18 protein-coding genes are annotated in these 20,627 nt (G+C 60.2%); 10 read left to right on the top strand and 8 right to left on the bottom strand.

The features are described from left to right. Positions 1–42: 42 nt before the first annotated feature. Together eno and HMPREF3149_RS12380 are read right to left on the bottom strand one after the other, a co-directional pair. Positions 43–1,320 (bottom strand): phosphopyruvate hydratase, encoded by a 1,278-nt coding sequence (gene eno / locus HMPREF3149_RS12385; protein WP_042530184.1) that lies wholly within the window; start codon positions 1,318–1,320, stop codon positions 43–45. A 131-nt stretch (positions 1,321–1,451) separates the two neighbouring features. Then, positions 1,452–2,243, bottom strand: coding sequence for a lysozyme family protein (locus HMPREF3149_RS12380; RefSeq protein WP_070538521.1), 792 nt, complete (start codon positions 2,241–2,243; stop codon positions 1,452–1,454). Positions 2,244–2,412: 169 nt separating this feature from the next. On the opposite strand from HMPREF3149_RS12380, the gene HMPREF3149_RS12375 reads away from it, so the two are divergent. After that, complete coding sequence (locus HMPREF3149_RS12375) at positions 2,413–2,835, top strand: hypothetical protein (protein ID WP_042530180.1); 423 nt, start codon at positions 2,413–2,415, stop codon at positions 2,833–2,835. On the opposite strand, the gene HMPREF3149_RS12370 is transcribed toward HMPREF3149_RS12375, so the two are convergent. Next, positions 2,832–3,446 (bottom strand): MazG nucleotide pyrophosphohydrolase domain-containing protein, encoded by a 615-nt coding sequence (locus HMPREF3149_RS12370; RefSeq protein ID WP_070538519.1) that lies wholly within the window; start codon positions 3,444–3,446, stop codon positions 2,832–2,834. The genes HMPREF3149_RS12375 and HMPREF3149_RS12370 overlap by 4 nt on opposite strands. Before the next feature lie 82 nt (positions 3,447–3,528). Between HMPREF3149_RS12370 and HMPREF3149_RS12365 the strand changes: the two genes are divergently transcribed. Beyond that, complete coding sequence (locus HMPREF3149_RS12365; protein ID WP_070538517.1) at positions 3,529–5,016, top strand: amino acid permease; 1,488 nt, start codon at positions 3,529–3,531, stop codon at positions 5,014–5,016. A gap of 115 nt (positions 5,017–5,131) precedes the next feature. On the opposite strand, the gene HMPREF3149_RS12360 is transcribed toward HMPREF3149_RS12365, so the two are convergent. The 5 genes from HMPREF3149_RS12360 to HMPREF3149_RS12340 form a co-directional block, all read right to left on the bottom strand. Continuing rightward, entirely contained in the window at positions 5,132–5,614 is a 483-nt protein-coding gene (locus HMPREF3149_RS12360) for a hypothetical protein (protein WP_070538515.1), read from the bottom strand. Continuing rightward, on the bottom strand, positions 5,614–9,264 hold the full coding sequence (gene mfd / locus HMPREF3149_RS12355) for a transcription-repair coupling factor (RefSeq protein WP_210385458.1): 3,651 nt from the start codon (positions 9,262–9,264) through the stop codon (positions 5,614–5,616). The genes HMPREF3149_RS12360 and mfd overlap by 1 nt, the downstream gene beginning before the upstream one ends. After that, complete coding sequence (locus HMPREF3149_RS12350) at positions 9,265–9,873, bottom strand: TetR/AcrR family transcriptional regulator (protein WP_042530172.1); 609 nt, start codon at positions 9,871–9,873, stop codon at positions 9,265–9,267. Between the two features lie 201 nt (positions 9,874–10,074). Beyond that, the gene (locus HMPREF3149_RS12345; protein ID WP_210385459.1) at positions 10,075–10,815 is read right to left on the bottom strand and encodes a trimeric intracellular cation channel family protein; all 741 of its coding nucleotides are present in this window, start codon (positions 10,813–10,815) and stop codon (positions 10,075–10,077) included. A gap of 248 nt (positions 10,816–11,063) precedes the next feature. Further along, complete coding sequence (locus HMPREF3149_RS12340) at positions 11,064–12,692, bottom strand: multicopper oxidase family protein (RefSeq protein WP_070538511.1); 1,629 nt, start codon at positions 12,690–12,692, stop codon at positions 11,064–11,066. A gap of 70 nt (positions 12,693–12,762) precedes the next feature. On the opposite strand from HMPREF3149_RS12340, the gene HMPREF3149_RS12335 reads away from it, so the two are divergent. The 8 genes from HMPREF3149_RS12335 to ppk2 all read left to right on the top strand — a co-directional run bounded on the left by HMPREF3149_RS12335 (position 12,763) and on the right by ppk2 (position 20,481). Then, positions 12,763–13,995 carry an MFS transporter gene (locus HMPREF3149_RS12335; RefSeq protein ID WP_070538533.1) on the top strand — a complete coding sequence of 411 codons (1,233 nt, stop codon included), beginning with the start codon at positions 12,763–12,765 and terminating at the stop codon, positions 13,993–13,995. 65 nt (positions 13,996–14,060) lie between these two features. After that, on the top strand, positions 14,061–15,524 hold the full coding sequence (gene glmU / locus HMPREF3149_RS12330; protein WP_070538509.1) for a bifunctional UDP-N-acetylglucosamine diphosphorylase/glucosamine-1-phosphate N-acetyltransferase GlmU: 1,464 nt from the start codon (positions 14,061–14,063) through the stop codon (positions 15,522–15,524). A 24-nt stretch (positions 15,525–15,548) separates the two neighbouring features. Then, entirely contained in the window at positions 15,549–16,523 is a 975-nt protein-coding gene (locus HMPREF3149_RS12325; protein WP_070538507.1) for a ribose-phosphate diphosphokinase, read from the top strand. A 209-nt stretch (positions 16,524–16,732) separates the two neighbouring features. Continuing rightward, a complete protein-coding gene (locus HMPREF3149_RS12320) occupies positions 16,733–17,404 on the top strand; it encodes a 50S ribosomal protein L25/general stress protein Ctc (RefSeq protein WP_070538505.1) in 672 nt (223 codons plus the stop codon). A 105-nt stretch (positions 17,405–17,509) separates the two neighbouring features. Continuing rightward, entirely contained in the window at positions 17,510–18,061 is a 552-nt protein-coding gene (gene pth / locus HMPREF3149_RS12315) for an aminoacyl-tRNA hydrolase (protein ID WP_210385457.1), read from the top strand. A gap of 5 nt (positions 18,062–18,066) precedes the next feature. Further along, positions 18,067–18,942, top strand: coding sequence for a fumarylacetoacetate hydrolase family protein (locus HMPREF3149_RS12310; RefSeq protein WP_070538501.1), 876 nt, complete (start codon positions 18,067–18,069; stop codon positions 18,940–18,942). Positions 18,943–19,035: 93 nt separating this feature from the next. Then, positions 19,036–19,506, top strand: a complete 471-nt coding sequence (locus HMPREF3149_RS12305) for a PepSY domain-containing protein (RefSeq protein WP_083280875.1) — start codon at positions 19,036–19,038, stop codon at positions 19,504–19,506. Between the two features lie 81 nt (positions 19,507–19,587). Continuing rightward, a complete protein-coding gene (ppk2, locus tag HMPREF3149_RS12300; RefSeq protein ID WP_070538499.1) occupies positions 19,588–20,481 on the top strand; it encodes a polyphosphate kinase 2 in 894 nt (297 codons plus the stop codon). Positions 20,482–20,627: the final 146 nt, after the last annotated feature.

Below are 20,627 nucleotides of genomic sequence, written 5' to 3'. Positions count from 1 at the left end.
ATATCCCGCGATTGCGGGTCAATTCTTAACTTCGAGGGAGTTTTAGCCCTGGAAGCGCGGGAAGGCGGAACGGCCAGCGTAGACAGCGGCGGTATCCAGCTCCTGCTCGATGCGCAGCAGCTGGTTGTACTTAGCCACGCGCTCGGAACGAGCCGGGGCACCGGTCTTGATCTGGCCACAGTTCAGAGCAACGGCCAGATCCGCAATGGTGGTGTCCTCAGTTTCACCGGAACGGTGGGACATCATGGTGCGGTAGCCGTTGCGGTGAGCGAGCTCGACCGCGTCGAAGGTCTCGGTGAGGGTACCAATCTGGTTCACCTTCACGAGCAGAGCGTTAGCAGCCTTCTTGTCGATACCCTCCTTCAGACGGGCCGGGTTGGTGACGAAGAAGTCATCGCCGACGATCTGGACCTTGTCACCAATAGTTTCGGTGAGCTTGGTGTAGCCCTCCCAGTCATCCTCCTGCAGCGGATCCTCGATGGAGACGATCGGGTAGTTAGCAATGAGGTCCTCGTAGACCTTAGCCATCTCCTCAGCGGTGTGCTCGCCGCCCTCGAAGTGGTACTTGCCGTCCTTGAAGAACTCAGAGGAGGCAACGTCGAGCGCCAGAGCCACATCCTTGCCCGGCTCAAAGCCAGCCTTCTTGATTGCCTCAATGATGAGATCCAGAGCAGCCTTGGTGGACTCAGCCTCAGGAGCGAAGCCACCCTCGTCACCGAGACCGGTGGACAGGCCCTTGGACTTAATTACGGACTTCAGTGCGTGGTAGACCTCTGCACCGATACGCAGGGCCTCGCTAAAGCTCTCTGCACCGATCGGAGCAATCATGAACTCCTGAACGTCAACGCCGGAGTCAGCGTGCGCGCCACCGTTCACGATGTTCATCATCGGAACCGGCAGGACGTGAGCGTTCGGCCCACCGATGTAGCGGTAAAGCGGCAGGCCTGCAGACTCTGCAGCAGCCTTGGCGGTGGCCATGGAGACACCCAGGATGGCGTTAGCACCGAGGCGGGACTTGTTATCCGTGCCGTCCAGTGCAATGAGGGCCTGATCGACGAGACGCTGGTCATCAGCCTCGAAGCCAGCAAGTTCGTCTGCGATCTCTTCGTTAACGTTCTCTACTGCCTTGAGCACGCCCTTACCCAGGTAGCGCTCGCCACCGTCACGCAGCTCGTGCGCCTCGTGAACACCGGTGGAGGCGCCGGACGGTACGCCAGCGACGCCGCGTGCACCGTCGTCCAAGAACACCTCCGCCTCGATGGTGGGGTTACCGCGGGAATCAAGGATTTCGCGTGCCATTACGTGGATGATGTCAGCCATGCTGCTTTCACTCCTATAGAGCCAAATTGATTTTGGGGTTGTGCTTCGGGAGGGCTCCCAAATCACCTGCTATCCATTGTTCCAGAAAACTTCGGAACACGTCGGGCAGAACCGGACAACGTGACTAAAATCTAGGAGGTTGCCGGCTGCTCAATCGCGTATGAATTGGCAGCACCCGCCACTTTACGCACATATTCCTCGGATTGGTTGTAGTTGAGAATCGCCTCACGCCACCCCTCCGGGGTAGACAAGTCTCGATTACCAAAGCACAGGAGAGCCGCCGCACCAAGGGCAGCATCATCTATCTGGTTGGGGTCAGCCACACCGTCTCCATTTGCGTCACGTCCAAGGTGTTCCCACGAGGTCGCGATGAACTGCATGGGCCCCACGGCGCGATCAAATTCAGCATCGCCATCTAGCGTGCCACCATCGCTGTCAGGGACAAGGGTGGTGTTGTTCGAGCCATCGAGGGGAATTCCCACGATGGGCGGATCGGGGTAGCCGTTCTCATCGAGTGATGAGCGTTTAAAAATGTTGCCGTTATAGGAGCCATGACGGGTCTCTACCCACCCAATACCGGCGAGGGTATTCCACCGGAGGTTGCAGTCAGGCCAGGTCTTGCTCGCTATAAGTTCCGCATTGCCATAGGCACGCAAAGCTTGCTCAGGGATACTCGTGGCGTCCTTGAGCTGATCCGACCACCACGAAAGTTTGTCCGCGGTGCGCCCGGGTGCCTCGACGTCGATAGCGGGCACTTCCGCTCCACCAATGGGGGGAAGATCGTGAGGCACGGGTTCGAGTTGCCGGAAAGGTGAGGGCTTATCTAAGAAGGACAAGCTCCAGGCCACGAGCGAAATGATAAGAATGATCGCCAGGACAATGCCGAGGCCGCAGCCCCCGATCCTCCGTAGCCCCTTAGTCATAGGCAGGAATACTACAGCGCACTCAACCCCTGCTTCGCACCGACACAGATCGGTAACAAAATTATGTCAAAGTGTTCCCATGCGTAACATACTGCGCTAGACTGCACCGATGAACGGCTCACCGAGCCGGGAAATAGTGCTGTTCTCTACGCATAACTCAAGGAGTTCCATGTCCATCCGTCGTATTGCCGCCACCGCCGCCGCCATCGTCACCCTCGGTGCCGCAGTTCCTGCCACCGCATCCGCTGCTTCCCTCGATGAGCTGGGCGGCTTTTTGTCCCAGCGCATCCAAACTGTTGACTGCGACGCCCTGCGCAACACCCTGACCCTCATCGATCGAGGCACCGAGGGCGAGCTGCTCACCGAAACCACCACCCGCAACCAGCTGTCCCAGAACCTTACCGCGCTGGGCACCACCGAGGACTTCGGCCCGCTGGCACTGGTCGCAGTGAAGTACGCTGGCCAGACCGCTGACCGCGCACTCGAGTGCAAGATCGTAAAGGAAGACACCATCGCCACCGGCGGCACCGGCCTGTCCTCCAAGATTGCGGATTACGCTCCGCTCCTGTCTTCCGTTCTCCAGAAGAACTAAAGGTTTTCGCGGGCCTTACCCTCCGCCCACAAGCGCTCCTGCTCCTCTACCCCAACGACGCTCTCTGAGCCGTCAAACAGGTAGGGCGCGCGGGAGCGCATTTTTGTGACAAAAGAGGCCGCCACGTCATCCAACGTGAAGGCTCCACGACGCGCAGCAATCTCGGCATGGAAAAGGACTTGGAGGAAAACGTCCCCTAGTTCCTTCATCAGTTCAGCATCGGGTGCACGCTGCTCCACCGCTTGAGCAAACTCTGCGGACTCTTCAGCAAGGTATGGCAGCAAGGAATCATGCGTCTGCTCCCGTTCCCATTCCCCAATCGTACGAGCCCGCGACATGACCTCTCGCGCCTGCCACAGCGGATCCTCGAGGGATGGGGCAAGGATGAGGTCATGGGAGGCGTCGAGAAGCGCACGCACCTTCGGATCCGACGCATTCGTGCTCACCAGCACACCTTGCCCCAAAGGATCGTCACCGCACAACAGCTCATCGAAGTTCCACCGGACTTTCACCGGCACTTCATCGGTGAAAACCGCAGGCCCACGCAGCTTTCCATAGACTTCCATGGGGAGCATGGTGGGCCAACGCGGATCGAGCAACAGGACAGTCATAGGCACCGAGTATAGGGGCTCTCGCCCCATGAGTTTTGACTACAGTTGCACAAAAGCCCGCCTTAAGGGGTATTTTTGACCAATGACCTCTACACCACTCACCGAATCGCCGCGCACGCACTCCGTGACGCTGTGGACGCTCGTTGCGCTCATCATCGGTTCCACGGTGGGCGCCGGCATCTTCTCTCTGCCGCAGAACATCGCCTCCGTGGCCGGACCCGGCGCCATGCTGCTGGGTTGGCTCATCGCCGGCATCGGCATGCTCTCTGTGGCATTCGTTTTCCAGATCCTTGCTCACCGCAAGCCACACCTCGATTCTGGCGTATACTCCTACGTCCGCGCTGGTCTTGGTGATTTCATCGGTTTTACCTCCGGCTGGGGCTATTGGCTGGGTTCCGTCATGGCACAGGTGGGCTACGCCACCCTATTCTTTAACACCATCGGCCACTACGTGCCCTTCTTTGATGCGGACCACCAGTGGGTTTCCGCGATTGCCGTGTCACTTCTATCGTGGGGTATCTTCGCGGTGCTCGCCCGCGGCATCAAGCAAGCCGCCATTATGAACATGGTGACGTCCATTGCCAAGATCGTTCCTATCCTGGCTTTCATCGTGCTCATTGCCTTCCTGGGGTTCAGCTGGGACAAGTTCACCCTTGACTTCTGGGGTGAGAACTCTGATAAGTCACTCTTTGAGCAGGTCCAGGGCATCATGCTCTTCACCGTGTGGGTATTCATTGGTGTCGAAGGCGCCTCTGTCTACTCCAAGCAGGCACGCTCCCGTTCCGATGTCGGCCGCGCCACCGTTATCGGCTTCATCAGCGTCCTCGTGTTACTTGTCTCCGTGTCCACGTTGAGCTTCGGCGTACTCACCCAGGAGGAACTCGCGGCCCTACCTGATAACTCTATGGCTTCCGTACTCACCGCTGCCGTGGGTGAATGGGGCGGCGCGCTCATTTCGATCGGCCTGTGTCTATCCGTGCTGGGCGCCTACGTGTCCTGGCAGATGCTCTGTGCCGAGCCAATTGCCATGATGGCCTTCGACGGCCTGCTGCCCCGCAAAATTGGCACCATCAACTTGGCTGGTGCGCCGTGGGTAGCACAGCTCATTTCTACGCTGGCAATTCAGCTCTTCGTCATCGTCTTCTTCCTCAACGAGACCTCCTATAACGCCATGGTGCAGCTGGCCACCATCATGTACCTGCTGCCCTATATCTTTTCCTCTCTCTACCTGGTTCTTCTTGCCATCCGCGGCAAGGGCCTGACCCACCCACATGCCGGCGTGAAGTTCGACATGTCTGGCCCTGAGGTTAGCTCCAAGGAGAACCGCCACCACCTCTTTATTGGGCTTGTGGCGTTCGTGTATTCGCTATGGCTCATCTACGCAGCTGACCTAGTGTATGTGCTGTTAGGTGCACTGGCCGTGGTGCCAAGCATGGTTCCGTATGTGGCTACCCGCCTGTATAAGAAGGAGCGTGTGTTCAACAACTTCGAATGGTGCGTGGTGCTCGTTGTCATCGCTGGTGCGATTGCTGCAGTGTGGGGCCTCAGCGCCGGCTGGCTGTCCCTTTAAGGTAGGGCCCGGCCCCGACGCGAGGTGGTGTTCCCCTAGTACGTCCCGGCCAGCACTCAAGGAACGGCCACGACGGCCGACAGCATCCATGTCACCATGAGAACTCTGCGCTGATTCAAGCGTTTCCTGTGCCTCGTACCGTTCCCGGAGATTCCGCATCACCCTTGCGGGAGCGGACCGCGTAGACGATGCACGCGGCAATCCACAGAATGTGGCCAACGGCACTGATTCCTAGGCCGGCGTAGGCCGTGGCTCCAGCCGCCTTCTCATTTCCATGCCACCATGTGGGGACGGTGGCGGGTCCCACGTCACCAAAATCAGGCATGTTCGCGTGGAACATGGCAAAGCCGATGAAGGTCATGGCTAACCCCGCCCAAGCCCAGGCAAGCTTGCTGGGATACTCACCACGAATGAGCAGAGGGAGCAAGCCGAGAGCAATCCAGAAGCCTACGATCAGCACCCCATACATCAGCACAAGAAAGACGAGCCAACCCCCGTTCTTACCCAACATCTTTATGACAAGTGACGCTGGAATGGTCAGCACAGCAGCGACCATCCATACTGCAAGTAAGACAATTCGGCGGTTGGCGGCTTTCATTACTTCTCCCCTACACTGATGACGTTCTTTGTGGCCTTCCCACCGGTGACATCGACGTGGTCCAGCTCAAACATGGACGTCAAGAAGTCCGCCATCCACTGTACTAGTTCGACATCGCGCAGCTTGGGGTCCGTCACATTGCGGCCGGCTTTGGGGAAATTGAGCTGGATCGCCTTGGCAGCTGCACGGTAATTGGACCCTGGGAAGAGGCGTTTGAGGCGCACCTGCTTGGAATCCGCAAGCTCCACCGGGTGGACCTTGATGCGGGTGCCCTGCACGGTGATATCGGACACCCCCGCCCGGCGCGCCTGATGGCGCAGGCGAGCGACAGCCAGCAGACGCTGCACTGGCTCTGGGACTGGACCATAGCGGTCCTCCATCTCCTCCACGGTGTGTTGCAGGTCCGCGTTGTCCTTGGAGGCCGCGAGCTTCCGGTAGACCTCCAAGCGAAGACGCTCAGAGTTGATGTAGCTTTCCGGAATGTGAGCATCAACAGGCAAGTCGATGCGGATTTCCTTCGGACCCTCATCTGTGACAACTGGGGCTTCTCCCCTAGCAAGCGCTTTGAAGGTTTCTACGGCTTCGCCGACGAGGCGGACGTACAGATCAAAACCCACGCCGGCAATATGTCCGGATTGCTCCGCACCGAGGACGTTGCCGGCACCGCGCATTTCCAGGTCCTTCATGGCCACAGCCATGCCGGCGCCGAGGTCATTGTTCTGGGCAATGGTAGCAAGGCGGTCATAGGAAGTCTCAGTGAGCGTGGCGCCCTTCGGATAAAGGAAATAGGCATAACCACGCTCACGGGAGCGGCCCACACGTCCGCGCAGCTGGTGGAGCTGGGACAGGCCCATGTGGTGGGCATTTTCCACGATGAGGGTGTTGGCATTGGCGATATCCAGGCCGGTTTCCACAATGGTGGTACACACCAGAACGTCATACTCACGATCCCAGAAACCCTGAACGGTCTGTTCCAGGACGTCCTCGTTCATCTGGCCGTGGGCAACAACGATGCGTGCTTCAGGCACCAAGTCACGTAGCTCACGAGCCTTCTTTTCGATGTCCGCGACCTTGTTGTGGATAAAGAACACCTGTCCATCCCGCAACAGCTCGCGGCGGATGGCCGCCGCGATCTGCTTGTCCTCGTAGGCGCCGACGTACGTGAGAACCGGGTGGCGGTCCTCCGGCGGTGTAAGGATTGTGGACATCTCACGGATGCCCGCCATGGACATCTCCAGGGTTCGGGGAATCGGGGTTGCGGACATGGTCAGCACATCCACCGAGGCCTTGAGCGCCTTGATGTGTTCCTTGTGCTCGACACCGAAGCGCTGCTCCTCATCGACGACGATAAGGCCTAGATTCTTCCACTGCACGCCGGTCTGCAACAGGCGGTGGGTACCGATGACAATGTCCACCGAGCCATCCGCCAAGCCAGCAAGAATCTCCTTGGATTCCTTGGTCGAGGTGAAACGCGAGAGCACCTCGATATCGACTGGGAAGCCCTGCATGCGCTCACGGAAGGTATCGGTGTGCTGCTGGGCCAGCAGCGTGGTGGGGACTAGGACCGCGACCTGCTTGCCGTCTTGGACTGCCTTGAAGGCGGCGCGCACAGCAACCTCAGTCTTGCCATAGCCCACGTCACCCACAACGACGCGATCCATCGGCACTGTGGACTCCATGTCTTGTTTCACGGAGTCGATGGCCAACATCTGGTCCTCGGTCTCAACAAAGGGGAAATTGTCCTCCATCTCCGCCTGCCACGGCGTATCCGGACCGAATTGGTGACCCGGTGCGGCTTGCCGCTTGGCGTAGAGTTCCACGAGCTCGCCTGCGATTTCGCGTACAGCGGCGCGCGCCTTCTTCTTCGTGTTTTTCCAGTCGGAGCCGCCCATCTTCGACAAGGTGGGGGCCTCACCACCGGTGTATTTACTCAGTAGGTCGAGCGAGTCCATGGGGACCCACAGCTGGTCAGCGGGCTGGCCGCGCTTTGAAGCGGCGTACTCAAGCACGATGTACTCGCGGCGCGAGGTCTCATCACCAGACTGGATAGTGCGCTCAGCCATCTTGAGGAACTTGCCAATACCGTGGGTTTCGTGCACCACATAGTCGCCCTGCTTGAGGGCCAGTGGATCGACTCGGTTGCGACGCTTTGCTGGGCGACGTTTCGCTCCCGCAATATCGCCCACGCGATTACCCGTGAGATCTGTCTCCGTAACGACAACGAGCGGGAGCGCTTCAGCGTCCTTTAGCTTGCGCACCTTGGGGAAAACGAGCCCGGCATGGCTCAGAGCTTGATACAGGATGACCTCGCCGGGACTCGGCTCCCAGCCTGGCGTGGCCACCTTGGTAGGAATTCCCTTTTCCGCGAAACGCTCCACCATGCGCTTGATAGCGCCCTGCGCAGGTGCAATGAACGCAGCACGCCCGCCCGCAGTGGTGTGAGCGAGAAGCTGCGCCATCATGGCGTCGATCTCCTGGATGTCACCGCGCGGGGTAGGGCCAGGTTCAAAGTCGAGCGGCAGGGTCTCCGACTCCGCCGCCGCAAACATGCCGGGAGGTGCAAAGGTCCACAGCGGTGCTTCAATCTGCGCACACGTGGCCACCAAGGACTCGTAGGAACGGTAGCTAGAGGCTTCCGTGTCGAGACCTTCGGCCGCAAGCGGGCCATCCGCACCCATGGCGGCGGCTTCCCACCCTGCGGCGAGAAATTCAGCATCAGTGGATTCCAGATCTGCGACTCGCGTGCGGATTTTCTCCGGAGCGACAAGGAGCACGTGCGTTCCGGTGGGGAGAAGTTCGGGGAGGGTGACGAAGGGGACGTCGGCAAGCACGGCGAGCAACGCCTCCATACCTTCGGCCGGTATGTGCTCACCCACCTTGGTAAGAAGCTCAGCCAGTGCCGCGTTGCCACCAAACTTCTGGGCCAAGTCACGGGCACGCGCAGCCACCTCGTTGGTGATGGGCAGCTCACGGGCCGGGTAAATGGCGACCTCACCTACCTCAATCTCCGTGAAGGCACGCTGGTCCGCCACGGAGAACTGGCGAATATCCGTAATCTCGTCTCCCCAGAACTCTACGCGCACCGGGTAATCGGAGGTAGTGGGGAAAATATCAAGGATGCCGCCACGGGTAGCGTACTCACCGCGCTTAGCCACCATGTCCACGTGCTTGTACGCCCGGAACTCCAGCTCCGACACGATATGGGAAAACTCGTGTTCCTCCTCTTCTTTGAGGAAAATGGGCGCACGCCCCTCCACCTTGCTCAAGATGGGCTGGCAGTAACCACGAGCGGAGGTCACCACAACCTTGGCTTTACCAGCGCCAACAAGGTCGAGGACTTGGGCGCGCTTGCCGACGATATCGGCGGCAGGCGAGAGCCTTTCATGCGGGAGCGTCTCCCAGGCAGGGAAATACGCCACCTTGTCCCCCAACAACGCAGTGAGCTCCGCTGTCAGATCCTCCGCCTCGCGGCCCGATGCTGCGACGACAAGGACGGGCGCATGGTGTGCCAAGGTGCCGATAGCCCACGGGCGGGCTTGGTCAATGCCCGTAATGTGCAGGGATGACGTCCCCACCTGGGCGGCGAGCCCCTTAAGTTTAGGATCAGACGCTGCTACCTTGAGCAGCCCGCCCAACATCGGAGTGGTCATCTACTTCTCTCCCTTCAGCTTCGGAGTCGCTTCCATACCGGACAAGCCATTCCAGCACAGGTTCACAATGTGCGCGGCCACGGTCTCACGCGAAGGTTCGCGCACATCCAGCCACCACTGCGCGGTGGTAGCCACCATTCCTACGAGCGCCTGTCCATAAAGCACGGCAAGCTCGGGGTCGAATCCTCGATGCTCGAAGGCCTCACCCAGAATGTGAGCAATCTGGTTCACCGCGGTATTCAGCAAGGTGGAAAAGCTGCGCTCCTCCCCCGGCTTCGAATCACGGACCAGAATGAGGAAACCATCAGTCTCCTCTTCGACGTAGGTCAACAGCGCCACGACGCCGCGCTCAATACGCTCACGCCAAGACCCCTCCTGTAGGGATTCGATGACCACTTTTTCCAAGGCTACGAGCTCGCGGTCGATGACCACCGCGTAAAGGCCTTCTTTACCGCCAAAATGCTCGTACACCACGGGCTTAGACACACCTGCGCGCGCGGCGATCTCCTCCACACTGGCGCCATCGAAGCCAAGCTCCGCGAAGGCCGCCCGGCCGATGGAAATCAACTGCTCACGGCGCTCACGGCCGGTCATCCTTTGTCGAACCATGCTCCTACTCTATCTCCCCCACCGGACATGACCCGCACTCGCAAAAAGCGGGGAGGCATTTAGGACTCTCGAACCCCGTCAGGTAACATGTCCCCCAGCGCTGACGCACGGCGCTGTTTCCCCATGGTGTAATCGGCAACACTACGGTTTTTGGTACCGTCATTCTAGGTTCGAGTCCTGGTGGGGAAGCTTTTTTATTGCCTAGCTGTCGCCCTGCTTTTTCTCTGTCCGCTTCTTACTCCCGCGCCGAAACCCCTTAAGCTCCGCTTTCTTTGCAATAGCCGCAACCTGGGCTGCGGTGTAATTCACCGGCGCCATGCCGGCGCGCGGAAGGACCCATCCGCGCCAGTAGGACGTAATAGCCATGCCGCAGCCCACGATGGGGGCAATGATCATGCCCAGGGCAAACTTGTCGTACTCGGCAAAGCCCACCATGACCACACCGGTCAACACTGCGGGCACCGCATAGAGGGGGCTGCCGCCAAAGACAGACGGAATCATTCCGGAGGCCACGTCGCGCACCATTCCGCCGCCCACGGCGGTAAGCACACCGAGGAAGACACAGGCAATGAGCGGCATGCCATTGGCCAGCCCCTTCACGCACCCAGTGGTGGACCACACACCCAAAATGATGGCATCACCATGCTCACGGAAAATCTCCCATGCCTTGCCCTTGAGATCAGTGAGGAAAGCGATGAGTGCGCCAACGCAGGCCAACGTGAGGTACAGCGGATCAGAAATAGCTGCCGCCGGACCATTAGCTATGAGCATGTCACGGATCATGCCGCCGGCGAGGCCAGAGAAGAGCGCGAGGAAGACGAAGCCGATGATGTCGAATTCCCGCCGGCGTGCAATGGTGCCGCCGATGATTCCGTTCAGCACCACGCCAATGAGATCAAAAGCTTGGTACAGGGAATGGATAAGAGGGTCAACGTCTTGAATCACAGGTATCGACCCTAGCGCACGGTGAGAAGCTGGATGCTTACTTTCCTATTTGTCCAGAGGTGCAAGGCGACTCACGCTGGTCGCAAATCCTGACCGTCATACATCAGGTTCTCACGACCAGGGTCGTTCGGTTTTCAGGGTTGCACTTTTGAAAACATCAAGAACACGCGGAGACCGACAACAGTCCTATCAAAGGCCCCTGGCACAGCCGGCGGCAGGCAGGCTGTTCCACGTAATCAAATGCGCTAGGACGTTGCCGCCGGCGAGGCATATGGGCTGCGTGAAGAGTCCACGACGTGGCTGGCATGCCCGGCGTGAGCAGAGGCATCCTCATCAAAGACAAGGGCACCAGGTTTAACGCGCACATCAGGTTTCTCGCCCTTATTCACGATGACGTATTGGCCCATCATGCCCTGGTCCTCGTGCAACAGCATGTGGCAGTGATACATGTACGGGATGGTCTTGTCCGGGTAATGGCCAAACTCCACGAGCAGGCGGGCGGTGGCTTTCGGGGGAAGGTTAACAATATCCTTCCAACCGGAGTTGAAGACGTTCATCTTCTCATCGCCGTCCCACTCCAGAACCTTGAAGCGGGCGTTGTGGATGTGGAAATTGTGTGGCCAGTCGGAATTCTCATTGGTGACGGTCCAGAGCTCTAGGGCGTCCTCATCAATGACGGTGTCCACGCGGGTCATGTCCATTTGCTCGCCGTTAATCATGAAGGTGTTGAGGACGAATTCGCGCTCGGTCAGGCCCTCAGTAGACGGGGTTTCTCTCGCAGCAGGATCCAGCTCTGTCGGCAGCGCCGGGGGCTCTGGCGCAGACTCCTCCGGCCCCACAATGGTGAGCAGGTCGAAGGAATCGCGGAAGCCGAAGTCAGCGGCGTCCTTGTCGGTCGGCACACCGAAGTTATCCTTACGCGGCACCGATCGCAGCTGCACTTCCTTACCCGGCTCGAGGTCCACGATGACCTCTGCGCGCTCACCGGGGCCGAGAAGGAGGGAGTCGACTTCCACGGGGGCGTCGAGAAGCCCTGCGTCCGTCGCCACCGCGTGGAACGGTGAATCACCGATCTCCAGGGTGTAAAAACGCATCGAGGCACCGTTGAGCAGGCGCAGGCGCACCCGGCGCGTGGTGGCCTCGAAGCGGGCGTTGGTAATGCCATTCACCAGCGGGGTTGTGCCGAGCAGGCCCAGGGTGTTGTCGCTCGACTCATCGAGCTGGTCGTCTTCGGTGAACTTGGCGTCCATGATGACCACGGGGATATCGTCCACGCCGTACTCGTGTGGCAGATCAATACCGTCGGAGACGTCATCATCGATGATGAACATGCCGGCCAAGCCTCGGTAGGCATGCGTGGCGGTAGCTAGGTGCGGGTGCGGGTGGTACCACACCGTCGCTGCCGGCTGGATGATGTCCCACTCCGGCTTCCACGTTTCACCACTCTGAATCGGCGAGTGCGGGCCGCCGTCGGAATAGGCGGGAAGCTGCATTCCATGCCAGTGCACCGTGGTCATTTCACTCAGGTCATTGGTGATTTCCGCGCGGATCTTCTCACCGCGGCGGGCACGCAGCGTCGGCCCCAGGAAGGGTCCGTTGAAACCCCACGTCCGTGTCCGGTCCTTGCCAGGGAGTACCTCTGAGTGCCCCTCTTGGGCGGTGAGCGTGAATACTCGGGTCTTCCCTTCCTTCGTGCCTTCTTCTACCGGCGGGATGGGTAGAGCGCGGGGTTCACCGTCGTAGCCGAGCGGTTCGGACTGGTCTGACGACGTGGAGCAAGCGCTGACACTTAGAAGGGAGGCACCGGCAACGGTGAGGACGGTTCCTTGGACAAAGACTCGGCGGGACACAGGGCGCGACACAGAGACAGACATGCCTCTCACACTAGGCGGTCAGGCAAACCTTAACCTTCGCATTGGCGTAGTCGGGCTTAAGATCACAGTCATGTCTCTTCCCGCGAAAGAATCCGCTAATGCTCGGGAGTTTGTCTGGTCCAACGGACTGCAGGGCGTGGGCGATCAGCTGCTATCTGGAAAGACCGTCCTGCCCTGGCTTTTTAGTGCAGCCGGCGTGCCCGGTTTCTTTACCGGTCTTCTTGTTCCGTTGCGTGAGTCTGGGTCGATGCTCCCGCAGGCGGCGCTGACCCCGTGGGTGACCTCGCATCCGGCCCGCAAACGCCTGTGGTTGCTGGGCTCGGTGGGACAGGGCGTGTGTGCGGCGATCATCGCGGCAGCCGCCGTGCTTCTCGACGGCCCCCTCCTCGGCCTCATCGTCTGCCTCGCCCTGGCTGCCCTCGCGCTGCTGCGCGCGCTGTGTTCGCTGACCGGCAAAGACGTCCAGGGCCGCACCATTTCTAAGGGCAGCCGCGGTGTTGTCACCGGCCGGGCAACGCAGTTGGGTGGTGCCGTCACCCTCATCACCGGCGGTGTCCTCGCTTTCTTGGGCGAGCTGCCTCGCTGGGGGCTGGCGGTTCTTTTGGCTATTGGCGCAGCCACGTGGTTCCTCGCCGCAGTGGTCTTCCGCACTATCGATGAGCCCGTGCCGGAGAACACCGGCCAGAAGGGCATGAACACCAGCTGGTGGAAGGACACCTGGCAGCTCTACACCAAGGACAAGCGTTTCCGCAGCTTCGTCAACGTTCGTGCGCTGCTCTTAGTCTCTGCGCTATCGACGTCCTTTATTGTCGTACTCTCCCAAAGCGTTGGTTCGCAGGCGCTGAGTGGCCTCGGCGGCTTCGTCTTGGCTTCCGGTCTGGCCAGCCTCGTCGGTGGACGGGTATCCGGCGTGCTCTCGGATAAATCCTCCCGCCTGGTCATGTCCTGGGCGGCCGGCTTTGCTGCAGTGATCCTGCTGGCGATTGTGGCGTGTGCGGCGTGGGCGCCGACGTCGATAAGCGCGTGGGCCCTGCCCATCGGATTCTTCTTGGTCAATCTGGCACACGCTGGCATCCGCGTGGCCCGCAAGACGTATGTCGTGGACATGGCAGGTGAGGACAAGCGCACCCGCTACGTGGGCGCTGCCAACACCATGATGGGTGTCATCCTCCTCATCGTCGGTGGAATTTCCGCTGTCATCGCCTTGGCGGGACCATCTGCGGCTATCCTCTTTCTTGCTGTTGTGGGCCTGCTCGGAGCGTGGCGTGCGCGTGCGCTTCCGGAGGTTTCTCACGGAAAGTAACGCAAGCGCGTTATGATGAATCCCAGTAAGTCCTGACACCCCCAACACAGGAGACGCACACACTCGTGGCTGAAACAACCGACTGCGCCGCCATTGTCCTCGCTGCCGGCGCGGGCACCCGCATGAAATCCTCAACCCAGAAGACTTTGCATGAGATTGGCGGGCGGTCACTGCTCGGCCATGCGCTCCATGCCGCTGGGGGACTCAATCCGGAACACCTTGTGGTCGTTGTCGGCCACCAGCGTGACCAGGTCTCCCCGGCTGTTGACGCCATTGCTGAAGAGCTCGATTGCGAGGTCTCTCAGGCAGTTCAGGAAGAACAGAATGGAACCGGCCATGCCGTGCAGTGCGGTCTGAGCGCGGTGCCGGACTTCGATGGCACCGTCATCGTCACCAATGGTGACGTCCCGCTCCTGCGCCCAGAGACCCTCCGCGAGCTACACGAGAGCCATACTGAACAGGGCAACGCCGTCACCGTGCTGTCCATGACCTTGGAGGATCCAACCGGTTACGGCCGTGTCCTTCGTGCTGAGGACGACTCCGTGACCGCCATCGTGGAACAGAAAGACGCCTCGGAAGAGCAGCGTGCAGTGCGTGAGGTCAACTCCGGCGTGTTCGCCTTTGATGGCGCGGTGCTGCGTGATGCTCTCACCAAGCTCAACTCCGACAATGCCCAGGGTGAGCTCTACATCACCGACGTGCTCGAGATTGCTCGCGAGGCGGGCCACCGCGTCGGCGCCCACGTTGCTGCGGACCCCGATGAGCTGTCCGGCGTCAACGACCGCGTACAGCTCGCTGCGGCAGGGCGTCTGCTCAACCGCCGCATGGTGGAGAAGGCCATGCGCGGCGGCGCCACCATCGTTGACCCTGAGACCACCTGGATTGGGGTAAACGTCACGATTGGCCAGGATGTCACCATCCACCCCAACACGCAGCTGTGGGGCGCGACCACTATCGCCGATGGTGCCGAGGTAGGCCCCGACACCACCCTGACCAATATGCAGGTCGGTGCCGGCGCCAGCGTCGTGCGCACGCACGGCTTCGATTCCGTCATCGGCACGGACGCCACGGTTGGGCCATTCACCTACATTCGTCCCGGCGTCATCGTGGGCCAGGAGGGCAAGCTCGGCGGCTTCGTCGAGGCCAAGAAGGCCCAGATCGGCCGCGGCACCAAGGTCCCGCACCTCACCTACATCGGTGATGCCACCGTGGGTGACTACTCCAACATCGGTGCCTCCTCCGTCTTCGTCAACTATGACGGCGTCAACAAGCACCACACCACCATCGGCAGCCACGTGCGCACTGGCTCCGACACCATGTTCATCGCCCCCGTCACCGTGGGTGATGGTGCCTACTCTGGTGCAGGTACAGTGATTAAGGACGATGTGCCCCCAGGAGCACTCGCCGTCTCCGGCGGCAAGCAGCGCAACATCGAGGGCTGGGTTCAGAAGAAGCGCCCGGGCACGCCTGCGGCAGACGCTGCGGACAAGGCCCAGGGCTCCTCGGATGACGACCACACCACCAACTAACAACACGCAAAAGGATATTTACTGATGACTGGCAAGGTTACCGGCAGCAGCAAGAACATGAAGCTCTTCACCGGGCGTGCACACCCGGAGTTGGCGGAAGCTGTGGCCAAGGAGCTCAAGACCGACCTGGTTCCGACCACCGCCCGCGACTTCGCCAACGGCGAAATCTTCATCCGCTTCGAGGAATCCGTGCGTGGTGCCGACTGTTTTGTAATGCAGTCCCACACCCAGCCTCTCAACAAGTGGCTGGTGGAGCAGCTCATCATGATCGATGCTCTCAAGCGCGGCTCCGCCAAGCGCATCACCGCCATCCTGCCCTTCTACCCCTACGCACGCCAGGATAAGAAGCACCTGGGCCGCGAGCCCATTTCCGCCCGTCTGGTGGCAGACCTGCTCGCCGCCGCCGGCGCGGACCGCATCGTGTCCGTGGACCTGCACACCGACCAGATCCAGGGCTTCTTCGATGGCCCGGTCGATCACATGCACGCCATGCCGATCCTGGTGGACCACATCAAGAAGAACTACCCGCTGGACAACCTCGCGGTGGTCTCCCCCGATGCTGGCCGCGTCAAGGTTGCGGAGAAGTGGGCGCATGAGTTGGGTGATGCCCCGCTGTCCTTCGTCCACAAGACCCGTTCTAATACTGAAGCCAACAAGACGGTGTCCAACCGCGTTGTTGGTGACGTGGAGGGCAAGGACTGCGTGCTTCTCGACGACATGATTGACACCGGCGGCACCATCGCCGGCGCGGTCAATGTCCTCAAGGAGGCCGGCGCTAAGACCGTAATCATCGCCTGCACCCACGGTGTGTTCTCCGACCCGGCCCGCGAGCGCCTTTCGCAGTGCGGTGCCGAAGAGGTCATCACGACCGATACCCTGCCGCAGTCCACCGAGGGCTGGGAGAACCTCACGGTGCTGTCGATTGCCCCGCTGCTGGCGCGCACCATCCACGAAATTTTCGAGAATGGTTCGGTGACCACGCTCTTCGAAACCAACTAGGATTTGGTTCCACGACAACGCTGCTGCTAAAATCTTCTGAGTCTCGGCGAGGGAGAAATCCGTTATCGACGCGATAGCACAAGTTAAGCAGTGAATCTTGAATTAAGCCTGCGATGACTCGTCCAAGACGTCCATCGGCAGGCTTTTGTCGTATCTATATGGTTTCAGCAAAAGCTCTCGCCGCACCGAATACTTCAAGGAGATTACACATGGCTAACACCCGTCCAGTCATCAAGGGCGAAGTTCGTTCCGAGTTTGGTAAGGGCTTTGCTCGCCGTCTGCGCGCCGCTGGCAAGGTGCCGGGCGTTGTCTACGGCCACGCCGTTGACGTCCTGCACTTCGCTGTTGACCGCCTGGAGATCACCGCTCTGGTCCGCAACAACGGTGTCAACGCCGTTTTCGAGCTCGAGCTCGAGGGCGAGCAGCACCTCGTCATGGTCAAGAACATCGACCAGAACGTTCTGACCTTCAACATCGACCACATCGACCTGCTCTCCATTAAGCGTGGCGAGAAGGTTGAGGTTGAGGTTCCGGTTGTCCTCGAGGGCGAGCCGGCTCCGGGCCTCATGTTCATCCAGGATGCAGACGTCCTGCTCGTCGAGGCAGACGTTCTCAACATTCCGGAAGAGCTCACCGTATCCATCGAGGGTCTCGAGGATGGCGCCGTTGTTACCGCCGGCGACGTCACCCTGCCGGAGGGCACCACCTTGGTTGCCGAGGAAGACACCGTCATCGTCTCCATCTCCGAGCCGGAGGTTGACGAGGAGCTCGAGGCAGCTGCTGAGGCTGCTGAGGAAGGCGGCGCCGAGGCTGGCGCTGACTCCGAGGAAGAGGGCTCTGAGTCTGCCGATGAGGAGAAGGACGGCGAGGACGAGGAGTAATCCTCTCCCCTCCCACTCATACGCACCGCGCTGTCGCTCCCCACATGCTAGGGAGCGGGGGCGCGGTTCGCCGTTTTCTCGCCTTTCCTGCCTAAAATGGTGCGCGTGACTTCTTCTCCATATCTCGTCGTAGGACTGGGCAATCCGGGCCCGAAGTATGCCGGTACGCGCCACAATATTGGCTTCGACGTCGCCGATGAACTGGCCGACGAACTATATGCTTCGTTCTCCGTCCACAAGAAGACAAACACTGATGTTGCCGAGGCACGCCATGGGCAGGGCGGCGCCGCCACGAAGGTCATCATTGCCAAACCGCGATGCTTTATGAATTTGTCCGGCGGACCAATTAAAGCTTTGGCGCAGTACTTCAACGTCGTCCCCGACCACATCATCGTGATCCACGACGAGCTGGAGCTCGACTTTGCCGCCATCAAGCTCCGCCTCGGCGGCGGAGACCGCGGCCACAATGGCCTGCGCTCCACCACGAAGTCGTTGGGGACCAAGGACTATCAGCGCCTGTCCGTGGGCATTGGCCGCCCGCCAGGCCGTATGGACCCAGGCTCCTTCGTCCTGAAGCCGTGGACCAAGCAGGAGGCTCAGGAGGTTCCCGTCATGTGCGCGGATGCCGTGGAGGAGATTCTTCGCGCGCTAGACTAGCGGCCATGAAGCTCGCTACTCTCCGCACCAGTTTTGGCACCTGCGCCATCCGCATTGACGGCCCTAATGTGGGCACGGAGTTGGACTATGAGGACGTCGGCAAGCTGCTTACCAGCCCGGACTGGCGCAAAGCCGCGCAGTTGTCCGGCGAGCCCGTCGTCTTCGATAATGCCGACCTAGCACCCGTCATCCCCACGCCCGGCAAGATTATCTGCGTGGGTGTGAACTACGCCAAGCATGCTCGGGAAATGGGCCGCGAGCTGCCCACCCAGCCCACGCTCTTCGTCAAGTTTCCTGAGGCCCTCACTGGCCCCTTTGATGATGTCTACATCCCCGACTTCGCCACCAAGAAGCTGGACTATGAGGGCGAACTCGCGGTAGTCATCGGCACTCGTGCGCACCGCGTGCGCGTGGCTGATGCCGTGGACCATGTCGCGGGCTACGCCATTATGAATGACTACACTCTGCGCGATTACCAGCGCGCCACCTCCCAGTTCCACGCAGGAAAGTCCTTTTACCGCACGGCTGGTTTCGGGCCGTGGCTCACCACCGCAGACGAGTGGGCACCTGGCCGTGGCGCGCGGCTCACTACGACTGTCGACGGCCAGGTGCGCCAAGACGATAACACCGATGACCTCATCTTCTCCGTGGCGGAGCTCATCGCCTTTTGTTCCTCCCTGTATCCACTCAACCCTGGGGACGTGATCGCCACCGGTACTCCGGAAGGTGTTGGCTTTGCGCGCGGCGAGGACGCGATGCTGGGAGATGGGTCGGTAACGCGCATTAGCATCGACGGCTTGGGAGCAATTGAGAGTACCACGCACGTCGGTGAGCCGCCCTCTGCTGGCTGCGGGGAAGGCTGCGCGTGCCGGGACAGTTAATATTCAGCTGTGCGCAGGGGTTTCGGCAAGTATTCACTACTTTCGTTACGGTCGTTAACACCATGTCCCAGACATCATAAGGACGAGCCTTTTATGACTCATCGTTTCCGTTTCACCGCCGCCGGCATCGCCCTGTGCGCTACCGCTGCACTAACCGCATGTTCCTCTGACGATGATGCCGAAACGGCACCCGCCGCCACGACCCCGGCCCCGGTCGAAACAGTGACCGAGGCGCCGGTGACGACGGTCGTTGAACAGAACGACGATGACCACGACGATCAAGATGATCAGGATGATCAGCCGGCAGGAACCACGAATGCAGGCGCCCCATCGGCAGATAATGCCACCACGGCCGGCACTATCTCCAGGGAGGATGCTCTCGCCGCCGCTTATGCTCACGCCGGCGTTGACGCAAGCGCCGTGACAGAGAAGGAAGTCGAGCTCGATGACGGCGACGACGCCAGGGGCCCACACTGGGAGATTGAATTCACAGCACACGGCCAAGAGCATGAATTCGACGTCGATGCCACCAACGGCACGGTGACCAACCACGAGGTTGACTAAATACCCTTTTCGCCCCCGTTCGGGCTGCCCACCAGCGGCCTGTTTTAGGTATTTCCCCAGCTTAAGGGTAGGTTTGAGGGTATGAGTTCAACAAAGAAGTCTCCCTCCAAACCCCCGAAGCTCGACAAGCAGGCCTACGAGGAGGAGCTCAAGCGCCTCCAGGCTGAGCTCGTCGAGATGCAGCAGTGGGTAGTTGAGACCGGCGCCCGCGTGGTCATCATCATGGAAGGCCGCGACGCCGCTGGTAAGGGTTCCGCCATCAAGCGCATTACGCAGTATCTCAACCCGCGTACCTGCCGCATCGAGGCCCTCCCCAAGCCCACGGACCGTGAGGCTGGCCAGTGGTACTTCCAGCGCTACATCGAAAAGCTACCCACCGCGGGCGAAATCGTCATCTTCGACCGCTCCTGGTACAACCGCGCCGGTGTGGAACGCGTCATGGGCTTCTGCTCCCAACAGGAGTATGTCCGTTTCCTCCACCAGGCACCGTTGCTGGAGCACATGCTCATTGAAGATGGCATCATCCTTCTGAAGTACTGGTTCTCTGTCTCCGACGAGGAACAGATTGCCCGCTTCAAGTCGCGCCGCAATGATCCGCTGCGCCGTTGGAAGCTCTCCCCCATGGATCTCCAGTCCATTACTCGCTGGGAGGACTACTCCCGCGCTAAGGATGAGATGTTCGTCCACACGGATACTCCCACCTCGCCGTGGTACACCGTGGAATCGGAGGACAAGAAGCGCTCCCGCATCAACGTAATCAACCACATCCTTAAGACCATCCCCTACCAGCACGTCGAACAGGATATCCCGGAGATCCCATCGCGCCCAGAGGAAGAAGCCGAGTACGAGCGTCCGCCACGCAACGACTTTGCGTATGTTGAAGACGTTGCTGCTGAACTGGAGCGCGACAAGGTCAACAGCAAGAAGGCTGATAAGAAGTCCGAGAAGAAGCATAAGAAGGGCAAGAAAAAGTAAACACCTCAGGCCTTCTCGCTAACGCAGCGGCCCTCACCGGCAGAAACTCTCCCTAGCATTCCGTCTAGGTAGTGATTTTCCCCGGTGAGGGCCTTCTTCTCTTGTGCGGGTTAAGGGGCCCTTCCGGTTTTAGAGTGCGTTGATTT

The sequence above is a fragment of the Corynebacterium sp. HMSC05E07 genome (assembly GCF_001807225.1).
GTDB classification, from domain to species: Bacteria; Actinomycetota; Actinomycetes; order Mycobacteriales; family Mycobacteriaceae; genus Corynebacterium; species Corynebacterium singulare.
The sequence above is the reverse complement of the archived record's forward strand: the minus strand, read 5'-3'. Positions and strand labels throughout refer to the sequence as shown.

Bases quoted from the DNA above. Each gene is read 5' to 3' on its own strand.
- HMPREF3149_RS12350 (WP_042530172.1), bottom strand. From the start codon at position 9,873: ATGGTTCGACAAAGGATGACCGGCCGTGAGCGCCGTGAGCAGTTGATT.
- HMPREF3149_RS12335 (WP_070538533.1), top strand. From the start codon at position 12,763: ATGTCTCTTCCCGCGAAAGAATCCGCTAATGCTCGGGAGTTTGTCTGG.
- mfd (WP_210385458.1), bottom strand. From the start codon at position 9,264: ATGACCACTCCGATGTTGGGCGGGCTGCTCAAGGTAGCAGCGTCTGAT.
- HMPREF3149_RS12325 (WP_070538507.1), top strand. From the start codon at position 15,549: ATGACTGGCAAGGTTACCGGCAGCAGCAAGAACATGAAGCTCTTCACC.
- HMPREF3149_RS12310 (WP_070538501.1), top strand. From the start codon at position 18,067: ATGAAGCTCGCTACTCTCCGCACCAGTTTTGGCACCTGCGCCATCCGC.
- HMPREF3149_RS12360 (WP_070538515.1), bottom strand. From the start codon at position 5,614: ATGAAAGCCGCCAACCGCCGAATTGTCTTACTTGCAGTATGGATGGTC.
- HMPREF3149_RS12340 (WP_070538511.1), bottom strand. From the start codon at position 12,692: ATGTCTGTCTCTGTGTCGCGCCCTGTGTCCCGCCGAGTCTTTGTCCAA.
- HMPREF3149_RS12365 (WP_070538517.1), top strand. From the start codon at position 3,529: ATGACCTCTACACCACTCACCGAATCGCCGCGCACGCACTCCGTGACG.
- eno (WP_042530184.1), bottom strand. From the start codon at position 1,320: ATGGCTGACATCATCCACGTAATGGCACGCGAAATCCTTGATTCCCGC.
- HMPREF3149_RS12370 (WP_070538519.1), bottom strand. From the start codon at position 3,446: ATGACTGTCCTGTTGCTCGATCCGCGTTGGCCCACCATGCTCCCCATG.
- HMPREF3149_RS12380 (WP_070538521.1), bottom strand. From the start codon at position 2,243: ATGACTAAGGGGCTACGGAGGATCGGGGGCTGCGGCCTCGGCATTGTC.
- ppk2 (WP_070538499.1), top strand. From the start codon at position 19,588: ATGAGTTCAACAAAGAAGTCTCCCTCCAAACCCCCGAAGCTCGACAAG.
- HMPREF3149_RS12305 (WP_083280875.1), top strand. From the start codon at position 19,036: ATGACTCATCGTTTCCGTTTCACCGCCGCCGGCATCGCCCTGTGCGCT.
- HMPREF3149_RS12375 (WP_042530180.1), top strand. From the start codon at position 2,413: ATGTCCATCCGTCGTATTGCCGCCACCGCCGCCGCCATCGTCACCCTC.
- HMPREF3149_RS12320 (WP_070538505.1), top strand. From the start codon at position 16,733: ATGGCTAACACCCGTCCAGTCATCAAGGGCGAAGTTCGTTCCGAGTTT.